The organism is Nocardia amamiensis (genome assembly GCF_015477605.1).
In the GTDB taxonomy this organism is placed as follows: Bacteria; Actinomycetota; Actinomycetes; order Mycobacteriales; family Mycobacteriaceae; genus Nocardia; species Nocardia amamiensis_A.
In genome coordinates, this window is sequence record NZ_JADLQX010000016.1 from 197,327 (window position 1) to 206,115 (window position 8,789).

Sequence of the window (8,789 nt, forward strand, 5' to 3'; positions counted from 1 at the left end):
CATGTCCCACAGCAGTCCTGATCTGGCGCCGGAAGCCGATGTCCTCGTCGTCGGCGCCGGGCTGGCCGGCCTGGTCGCCACGCATGAACTGGTCAAGGCGGGCCGCACCGTGCACGTGCTCGACCAGGAGAATCGCAACAATCTCGGTGGTCAGGCGTTCTGGTCGCTGGGCGGGCTGTTCTTCGTCGACAGTCCCGAGCAGCGCCGCCTCGGCATCAAGGATTCCTACGATCTCGCCCTGCAGGACTGGCTCGGCTCGGCCGGGTTCGACCGCGACGACGAGGACCACTGGGCCAGGCAGTGGGCGCAGGCGTACGTGCGGTTCGCGGCCACCGAGAAGCGGGACTACCTGCGTGACTTGGGCCTGCGCGTGACACCGCTGGTCGGCTGGGCCGAACGCGGCGGCGGCTTCGCCCACGGGCACGGCAACTCGGTACCGCGCTTCCACCTGACCTGGGGTACCGGCCCCGAAGTGGTCCGGGTCTTCGCGGAGCCGGTGCTCGCGGCCGAGCACCGCGGGCTGGTCCGGTTCAGCTTCCGCCATCAGGTCGACGAACTGATCGTGGCCGACGACGCGGTGGTCGGCGTCCGCGGCACCGTGCTGGCGGACACCGATCTGGAGCGGGGCCGTGCCTCGTCACGGAACAAGGTGGGCGAGTTCGAGTTCCGCGCGAAGGCCGTGATCGTGGCCTCCGGCGGGATCGGTCACAACCATGAGCTGATCCGGCGCAACTGGCCCACCGAGCGGCTCGGCCCATGCCCCGAGACGCTGATCTCCGGAGTGCCCGCGCACGTCGACGGGCGGATGCTGGGCATCACCGAGGCGGCGGGCGGCGCCATCGTCAACCGGGACCGGATGTGGCACTACACCGAGGGCATCGTCAACTGGGACCCGATCTGGCCCGACCACGCCATCCGGATCATCCCCGGCCCGTCATCGATGTGGTTCGACGCGACCGGAAAACGCCTGCCCGCACCGTGTTTTCCCGGATTCGACACCACCACCACGATGAAGGAGATCCTGAAGTCCGGCTACGACTACTCCTGGTTCGTGCTCACCCAGTCGATCATCGAGAAGGAGTTCGCGCTCTCGGGCTCCGAGCAGAACCCGGACATCACCGGCAAGGACCTCAAGCTCACGCTGAAGAGCCGAGTCGCCAAAGGCGCACCGGGCCCGGTGGAGGCGTTCAAACAGCACGGTGTGGACTTCGTCGTCGCCGACACGCTGCGCGAGCTGGTCGACGGCATGAACAAGATCGCACGGGGACCGCAGCTGGACTACGACGACCTGGAAAGCCAGATCGTCGCCCGCGACCGGGAGCTGACCAACAAGTACACCAAGGACAGCCAGCTGATGGCGATCGCCAACGCGCGCCGGTACATCGGGGACAAGGCAGGCCGGGTGGCCAAACCACACCGGATCCTCGATCCGGCCGCCGGGCCGCTGATCGCGGTGCGGCTGAACATCCTCACCCGGAAAACCCTCGGCGGCTTGCAGACCAATTTGGATTCGCAGGTGATCAAGCCCGACGGCACCGCGTTCCCCGGCCTGTACGCCGCGGGTGAGGTCGCCGGATTCGGCGGCGGCGGTGTGCACGGTTACAACGCGCTGGAGGGCACATTCCTCGGCGGGTGCATCTTCTCCGGCCGTGCCGCCGGGCGTGCGCTGGCCGCGAAACTCGCCTGAGGCAGAATCATCTCGCACCGTTTTCCGCGTCGCCGAACAGAACTGCGAACCAGGAGGCGGACGAGTCCGGCGCCACCTCGTAGGTCAGGTCCGGCGCCGGTTGGGAGCCGCGCACCAAGCGATACCGGACTCGGACCACACCGTCGGAGGAACCGGCAACCGGCACGAAGGTTGCCGCATTCGGATCCTGTTGCTCGCCGGTGCATTCCGAGCAGCTGCCGAGTACGAGCGCAGGCGCATGCCCAGCTTCGAGATCGAGATACGCGGCACACTGGTCGGCACGGCCGTCATCCGCGGTGGACACCCCGGCATGGGCACCGTCCGCCGGGAAGTCCCGGAGCGAACACGACACCGGCCAGCCCAACTCGTAGCGCCGCGCCTCGCCGGAAACCACCGGCGCAAAAGTAACGGCTACTACCGGCAATCGCGACGTCGACGCCGCCTCGTGGCTGGCACCGCAGGCGGGCGCCGACGGCCGCGCCAGCCAGACGACGGCGGCGACCGTGCCCAGCACGCCTGCCGCGAACCATAGCCATTCGGATCGGAATGGTCGCTGTTGGATCGGTACCCGGTGCATCGCTCCCCGACTCCGGCTCACCTACTCGCGGACTGTCCATCCTGACTTCTCCAGGAAAGCAGTCCGTCCGCTCGCACACACCGCGAACGAAAATTCTTCACAGTGAAAGACACACCGTTCAGCAAGCGACAGGCAAATTTCGAGCATTTCACCCCGTGGCATCGCCGCCGATCGGAAATGATTCGGCGGCAGAGTCTCTGGCCGCCGCTCAGCCCGCCCGGCCCGGGAACGCTAACGCCAGCGCACGTGCCGGGGAAACAGCGAGCGGCCCGCTTCTTGGGCTACCTCGACCAGCAGCCGTGCCAGCCGCGCGGTGTCCAATGCCGCTCGATCACCACCGATCTGTCCCGACAACGACACCGCCGCCACCGCAGCACCGCGCCCCCGGATCGGCACGGCCACGCACGCGATACCCGGAACCGACTCCTCATTGTCTACCGCGACGCCCTGCCGGTTGCGGATGCGGCCGAGTTCGCGGTGCAGTTCGGCACGGTCGGCGAGGGTGCGCGCGGTCAACTGCGGGAGGCGATCACGGAAGGACGCCTCCACGATGCTCGGTTCCAGTGTGGCCAGCAGCGCTTTGCCGAGTGCCGTACTGTGCGCCGGCATCCGGCCGCCGAGCCGGGTGGGCACGGTCGCGGCGTACCGGCCGACCTTGTCCAGGTACAGCACCTCCGGTCCGTCCAGGACGCCGAGATGACCGACCATGCCGGTCTGCTGACTCAGATCGTGCAGCAGCGGACTCACCACATCGCGAATCTCGTTGTGATCGGCGGCAAGTCCGCCCAATTCGAGCGTGCGCACGCCGAGCCGATAACCGCCGGGTGCGTGCGCCAGCCAGCGCAACCTGATCAGCTGGTCCAGGATGCGATGCACGGTGGACCGCGGCAGCCCGGTCCGCTCGGCGAGTCCCACGAGGGTGAGCGTCGGCGTCGCGCCGTCGAAAGCGTCCAGTAACAGCGTCATCCGCTCGATCATCGAGACCGGAGGCTGGCCGGCCCTGGCCGGGACCTGTCCTGATCCGGTCGACAATTCCCCGGACTCGGGATCGGTCGTCATCTCGACCGCCATAACCAACCTCCACACGTGCTCGCGTAGAGCTTAGAAGTAATCTCCTCGCGCAGGGGCGATTCACGGATCATTTCGACGAGCCACCAGCGATCGGGCGGCTTCGTCGGGCGGTCGGTTCGGATGGCCCGGGGCTAGTCGGATCCGCGCGAGGATTCCGTAACATTGAACAGCCACTCGCGGGTGTAACGCTCGGCGAGCAGCGGCAAGTAGTTCCGGATCGTGGCGTGATCGGCGAAATGGTCGTACGACGAGTGGAGATGATCCTCGATCGCCGCTTCGCTGACCACGCCGTCGAATTCGTCCTCCAGGCGGTCGGCGGCCGCCTTCAGGGCGAGCTCCTGATCAATGGCGGTTTGCTCGTGGGTGTCATGGGTGCTGGGACGGTCGGTCATCACGATTCCCCTGTTGTGACAAGGTCGGCTCCACAGACGCCTTCGTGGCCGCACGACGGCGCCATGATCCGGGTACCCGATCGCGCCGGTTCGAACCGGCAGAATCTCCTCTGCGACACTCCGGCCGACGGCGAAGAATAGAACATGTTCTTGTCTCACGGTATCGCGCGTGCCAGGCTCGACGGATGGATCTCGACGTCATCGAAGCCGTCCGCCAGCTGAAGTACCGCTACTTCCGCACCCTCGATCTCAAGAAGTGGGACGAGTTCGCCGACACCCTCGCCGCGGACGCGACCGGTCGTTACGGCACCCACGCCATGGGAAAGCCGTTGCACTTGGACGGCCGCGACGCCATCACCGCGTTCATGCGGGAGAATCTCGGGCCCTCGGTCGTCACGGTGCACGTCGCCAACCATCCGGAGATCCGTGTCGACGGCGAAACTGCCACGGGCTCATGGGCTTTCGAGGACACCGTGATCGCCACCGAGTACGGCGTGCTGATCCGGGGAGCCGGGTACTACATCGACACCTACCGCAGGGACACCGATGGCCGGTGGCGTATCACCTCCACCGGGTACGAGCGCATCTACGAATCCATGCAGGCACTGTCGGACATACCGAGCTTCCAGTTGCTGTCCAACATGTGGGCGTCCGAGAAATAGCGGGCGCCGGGCGGGAAAATCGGTCCAGTATCCCGGCGGTGGCGCTGGACGGCACCGGCGCGCCGGGCGGATGCTGCGGACATGTCCTCCCTAGCGCCTGACGACTACACGCTCGAAACCACCTACCTCAACACCGCCTCGTACGGTCTGCCGTCGGCCCGAGCGCTGACTGCCGTGCGCGACGCCGGCGCGGGATGGGCCACCGGCCGCGGCGGACCGGCCTCATCGCTGGATCTCCTGGTGCCCGACCTGCGGGCCGGGTTCGCCCGCCTGCTCGACGGCGCGACCCCCGACGACATCGCGCTGGGCAGCGGTGTCGCGGGCCTGATCGCGCCGGTGGCCGCTGCACTGCCGCCGGGGGCGGAGGTGCTGTTGCCGGAGGGCGAATTCTCTTCGGTCTCCATGCCGTTCGTGTATCGCGGCGATCTCGTCGTGCGCTTCGTTCCGTTGCCGGAGTTGGCCGCGCAGGTGCGACCGGAGACCGCGCTGGTCGCGGTCAGCGTGGTCCAGTCGGCGGACGGCCGCGTCACCGACCTCGCGGAGCTGCGCGCGGCCACCCGGGCGGCCGGCGCGCGGCTGCTGGTGGACGCCACTCAGGCTGCGGGCTGGCTGCCGCTGCGATTCGCCGACGCGGATTATTGGGTCTGCGCCGGCTTCAAGTGGTTGATCGGTGCACGCAGTGTCGCGTTCTTCGCCACGGCGCCGGAGCTCGTCACCGAACTGCGGCCGGTCGGGTCCAGCTGGTACGCCGCCCAGGACCGCTGGGCCGAGCTCTACCGTCCGGTGGCGTTGCCGCCGACAGCACGACGCTTCGACGCGACCCCGGACTGGCTCGGCGTCATCGCCGCGCTGGCTGGCCTGTCCCTGATCGAGGAACTCACCGTCGACAAGATCGGCGCACACAACTTGGAGCTGGCCGACCGATTCCGCGAAGGGCTGCGTGAACTCGGGTTCCAGCCCGTCGAGGCGCGCTCCCCCATCGTCTCCGTGCCCGGCGCGGCAGAATTGGCGGCGCGGCTGGAGGAGGCGAATGTGATCGCCTCGGCGCGGGGAGGCGGGCTTCGGTTCGCCTTTCACCTCTACAACAGCACCGACGATGTCGAACGGGCACTGTCGGCATTACGCGCCGCGTAGGGTACCTCCGCCTTCGCTCCGGCCGTGCGCGTCATGCGCACCTCCGTGCCTACGCTCCGGCACAACGCAGAACAATCCGGCACCATCCTCGCCGCAGCCAGGTGAGACCATCCGGTGCCGTCCGCACTGCGCAGGTAGCCGACGGGTGGCGTCCGCGCTGCACGCAGGCAGGCGGACGTGGTACCGGCGTGCCGAACTCGGTGCGGCCCTATGCGGTTCAGCCGGTCGGGCGGTCCGCCGGTGCGGTGATCAATGGGAGGTCTAGGGCGGTCAGGATCCCGGGCGGCGCCGCGATTACGGCGGGCACGGCGTTGACGATGCGCATGCCGGTGGCCACCAGTGTCGCGTAGTTGTGGTCGCCGTTGCGGCTCGAGGCCACCAAGTCCATCACGTAGCTGGGCTCGCCGGTGATCTCGACCCGGTAGGAGCCCTCGGTATGGGCCGGCTGCGGCCAGTCCGGGCACAGGTCGGGCCGCAGGCGGGTCACGTGCTCCAGCACCGTGACCGGCACGTCGCCGACCATGCCCCGGACTTCGAAACGCAAAGCGGCAGCCGTTCCTTCGGCGACATGCCCGGTCGCGATGTCGAACGACGCCGGAGCGGGGACTCGTTCATACGTCTCGGTGACGGCATCGAGGGTGACGCCGATTCCCGCGGCCAGCTGGCGGACCACGCCGCCCCAGGCCAGTGAGAGCACGCCGGGCTGCAACAGCATCGGGATGTCGTCGACGGGCTTGCCGAAGCCCATGATGTCGAACATGACCTCGCGATTGCCGTAGCTGGCGTAGTCGACGATCTCCAGGCAACGCACCTGGTCGATGCGCAGACACGTCCCGGCGAGCGCGAGCGGGAGCAGGTCGTTGGCGAACCCCGGGTCGATGCCGTTGACCCACAGCGACGAATTCCCTCGAGCCGCGGCTTCCTGCACTGGTTTCAGCAGTTCGTCCGGAAGCACGCCATAGGGGTACTGGAAGAACACCGGCGCACAGGCGACGACGTTGACTCCCGCGGCGAGGATGCGCTGCAGATCCTGCACGGCCTCGAACAGCCGGTTGTCGGTCATCGAGCAGTAGACGACGCAGTCCGGGCGCGACGCGAGCAAGGTCTCGGCATCGTTGGTCGCGGTGACGCCGACCGAACGGTCCAGTCCCGCGAGCCTTCCCGCGTCCATTCCCTCTTTGGCAGGGCCGGAGACCCATACGCCGGTCAGTTCCAGGTCGGGGTGGGCGATGACGCCGGCCAGGGCATGCCTGCCGACATTGCCGGTGCCCCATTGCACTACGCGATACGTCATGTCACAGATCCGGGATGGGGAGGTCGAGGTTCGGGATGATCAAGCCGCCGTCGGGTTCGAGAATCTTGCCCGTGAGGTATTTCCCCGCTGGAGAAACCAGGTAGAGCGCGGCGGCGGCGATGTCTTCGGGTTCGCCGATGCGATGCAGCGGCGTCTTGGATTCCAGTTCGGTCCGCATCGCGTCGTTGCCTGCGACGATCTCCAGCGCCGAGGTCAGGATCGCGCCGGGCGCTATCGCGTTCACCCGGATACGCGGGTTCAGGTCGAGCGCGGCGAGCTTGGTGTAGTGGGCAAGGGCCGCCTTGGCGGTGCCGTAAGCGGCGAAGGCTCGCCCGGGCAGGCGCCCCATGGTGGAGGTGATGTTCAGAATCGAGCCACCCCCGGCGGTTTCGAGCATATGCGGCACCGCGGCACGAACCAGAGCATGCGCATTGGTGACGTTGAATTCGAACGCGTCGGTCAGCGCCTCAGGCGTCGTGTCCAGCAGCGGGCACGGCAGTGCGCCGCCAACGTTGTTGACCACGATGTCCAGGCGTCCGAAGCGCTCGACCGCCGTCGCGGCGAGGGCCGCCGTGGCGTCGATGTCGCTCAGGTCCGCGGGCACCACGTGGGCCCGCCGTCCGGCGGCGGCAACGCGCTCGGCGACCTCGTCGAGCTGGCTCTTGGTCCGCGCGGCGATGACGACGTCCGCGCCCGCCTCCGCGAACGCGATGGCGATCGCCGCGCCGAGGCCTCGGCCCGCGCCGGTGACTATGGCGACCTGGCCGTCGATCCGGAACCGATCCAGAATCATCCGGGCTCCCTACCTGTCGAATATTCGACAGCTTGTGATCTAATATTTGTCATCGTAAGCCGCTCGTCAGAGCCGGGACAAGAGGTTGGCTATGCCTGATCGCGCCGCGTCGCCGCCGACACGGCGAGTCATCGACATCGTGTCGCTGCTGGCGACCTCCGGTGAGCCGATCAGCGTCGCGGGCATCGCCGAGCGGCTCGGCATCGCCAGGGCAACCGCGACCGCGATACTGGCCGAGTTGGACGCGGCCGGCTGGGTCGTACGCGATCCCGCTCGTGGCTACCGCACCGGACCCGCGTTGGCGGGATTGCACGGTGCGGCGCTTCCCCACGGCGTCGGCGACATCCTCGGCGCTCTGGCGGCCCGCACCGGGTATGGCGCGACGTTCAGCCGCATCGAACCCGATCGGCTCACCGTGCTCGATGTACGGCACGGCGCCGATCGGGTGGTTCCCGGAATTCCGGTGGGACATCGCATTCCGTTGCAGTTCCCGGCGGGTGCGAGTGTGATGCCGTGGCGTTCGGCGAGCGAGCAGAACACCTGGCTGGGCACCGCGACAAACGCGGATCGGCGCATCGCCGGTGCTCTGTCGGCACTGGTGCGTGATCGCGGCGTCGCCGTGTTCCGGCCCCGCGCCGACGACGCGGGCCTGGTCGACTTGCTCGCCGATCTGCTGGGTGCGGTGGGATCCGAACTGTTGCAACCGCATCTGCGTACGCGCGCTCTCCGTCAGCTCGCGGCACTCACGTCACGGCCGTTCAGCCGGGCTGAGCTGGATTCGGAGGACGTGCTGCCGCTGAGTTATCTCGCGGCGCCGGTGTTCGATGCGAACGGCAATGCGGCGTACGAGGTTCAGCTCGGACCATTGCGTACGGCGACGACTCGACACGAACGGGATGATTTCATCGAGGCGACTCGTGCGGCGGCACGCGATTTGACGGCCGCGCTCACTGCCGGCCGACACGGGTAAATGCGGTTCAGTGGACGCGACTGCATCGAAGCCATTGTTTTCCCATATACGACGAAAGGCCCTCGACCATGTCGAGGGCCTTTCGTGAAGGATGTTCCGGCGGTGTCCTACTCTCCCACACCCTGTCGAGTGCAGTACCATCGGCGCTGGCAGGCTTAGCTTCCGGGTTCGGAATGGGACCGGGCGTTTCCCTGCCGCTATGGCCGCCG

General features: G+C 67.7%; 9 protein-coding genes and 1 rRNA gene. 4 read left to right on the top strand and 6 right to left on the bottom strand.

Annotation, left to right across the window (positions count from 1 at the left end; genetic code table 11):
* Position 1: 1 nt before the first annotated feature.
* Positions 2-1,687, top strand: a complete 1,686-nt coding sequence (locus IU459_RS22125) for an FAD-binding dehydrogenase (protein WP_440446519.1) — start codon at positions 2-4, stop codon at positions 1,685-1,687.
* Between the two features lie 7 nt (positions 1,688-1,694).
* Here IU459_RS22125 and IU459_RS22130 read toward each other — a convergent pair whose 3' ends face one another.
* The 3 genes from IU459_RS22130 to IU459_RS22140 all read right to left on the bottom strand — a co-directional run bounded on the left by IU459_RS22130 (position 1,695) and on the right by IU459_RS22140 (position 3,727).
* The gene (locus IU459_RS22130; protein WP_195131460.1) at positions 1,695-2,201 is read right to left on the bottom strand and encodes a hypothetical protein; all 507 of its coding nucleotides are present in this window, start codon (positions 2,199-2,201) and stop codon (positions 1,695-1,697) included.
* Between the two features lie 294 nt (positions 2,202-2,495).
* The gene (locus tag IU459_RS22135; RefSeq protein WP_195131461.1) at positions 2,496-3,335 is read right to left on the bottom strand and encodes an IclR family transcriptional regulator; all 840 of its coding nucleotides are present in this window, start codon (positions 3,333-3,335) and stop codon (positions 2,496-2,498) included.
* 131 nt (positions 3,336-3,466) lie between these two features.
* The gene (locus IU459_RS22140; RefSeq protein WP_324198982.1) at positions 3,467-3,727 is read right to left on the bottom strand and encodes a three-helix bundle dimerization domain-containing protein; all 261 of its coding nucleotides are present in this window, start codon (positions 3,725-3,727) and stop codon (positions 3,467-3,469) included.
* A gap of 185 nt (positions 3,728-3,912) precedes the next feature.
* Between IU459_RS22140 and IU459_RS22145 the strand changes: the two genes are divergently transcribed.
* Both IU459_RS22145 and IU459_RS22150 read left to right on the top strand, forming a co-directional pair.
* Positions 3,913-4,389 carry a nuclear transport factor 2 family protein gene (locus IU459_RS22145; protein WP_195131463.1) on the top strand — a complete coding sequence of 159 codons (477 nt, stop codon included), beginning with the start codon at positions 3,913-3,915 and terminating at the stop codon, positions 4,387-4,389.
* 81 nt (positions 4,390-4,470) lie between these two features.
* On the top strand, positions 4,471-5,523 hold the full coding sequence (locus tag IU459_RS22150; protein ID WP_195131464.1) for an aminotransferase class V-fold PLP-dependent enzyme: 1,053 nt from the start codon (positions 4,471-4,473) through the stop codon (positions 5,521-5,523).
* A gap of 217 nt (positions 5,524-5,740) precedes the next feature.
* Here IU459_RS22150 and IU459_RS22155 read toward each other — a convergent pair whose 3' ends face one another.
* Positions 5,741-6,817, bottom strand: coding sequence for an NAD(P)H-dependent amine dehydrogenase family protein (locus tag IU459_RS22155; protein ID WP_195131465.1), 1,077 nt, complete (start codon positions 6,815-6,817; stop codon positions 5,741-5,743).
* 1 nt (position 6,818) lies between these two features.
* On the bottom strand, positions 6,819-7,610 hold the full coding sequence (locus tag IU459_RS22160) for an SDR family oxidoreductase (protein ID WP_195131466.1): 792 nt from the start codon (positions 7,608-7,610) through the stop codon (positions 6,819-6,821).
* Positions 7,611-7,701: 91 nt separating this feature from the next.
* Between IU459_RS22160 and IU459_RS22165 the strand changes: the two genes are divergently transcribed.
* Positions 7,702-8,580 carry a helix-turn-helix domain-containing protein gene (locus tag IU459_RS22165; protein WP_195131467.1) on the top strand — a complete coding sequence of 293 codons (879 nt, stop codon included), beginning with the start codon at positions 7,702-7,704 and terminating at the stop codon, positions 8,578-8,580.
* A 94-nt stretch (positions 8,581-8,674) separates the two neighbouring features.
* On the opposite strand, the gene rrf is transcribed toward IU459_RS22165, so the two are convergent.
* A 5S ribosomal RNA gene (gene rrf / locus IU459_RS22170) occupies positions 8,675-8,789 on the bottom strand; the annotation flags it as partial.

What these genes read in the sequence shown, in the direction of transcription:
- IU459_RS22125 (WP_440446519.1), top strand. Translation starts at nt 2, where the DNA reads ATGTCCCACAGCAGTCCTGATCTGGCGCCGGAAGCCGATGTCCTCGTC.
- IU459_RS22135 (WP_195131461.1), bottom strand. Translation starts at nt 3,335, where the DNA reads ATGGCGGTCGAGATGACGACCGATCCCGAGTCCGGGGAATTGTCGACC.
- IU459_RS22140 (WP_324198982.1), bottom strand. Translation starts at nt 3,727, where the DNA reads ATGACCGACCGTCCCAGCACCCATGACACCCACGAGCAAACCGCCATT.
- IU459_RS22145 (WP_195131463.1), top strand. Translation starts at nt 3,913, where the DNA reads ATGGATCTCGACGTCATCGAAGCCGTCCGCCAGCTGAAGTACCGCTAC.
- IU459_RS22150 (WP_195131464.1), top strand. Translation starts at nt 4,471, where the DNA reads ATGTCCTCCCTAGCGCCTGACGACTACACGCTCGAAACCACCTACCTC.
- IU459_RS22155 (WP_195131465.1), bottom strand. Translation starts at nt 6,817, where the DNA reads ATGACGTATCGCGTAGTGCAATGGGGCACCGGCAATGTCGGCAGGCAT.
- IU459_RS22160 (WP_195131466.1), bottom strand. Translation starts at nt 7,610, where the DNA reads ATGATTCTGGATCGGTTCCGGATCGACGGCCAGGTCGCCATAGTCACC.
- IU459_RS22165 (WP_195131467.1), top strand. Translation starts at nt 7,702, where the DNA reads ATGCCTGATCGCGCCGCGTCGCCGCCGACACGGCGAGTCATCGACATC.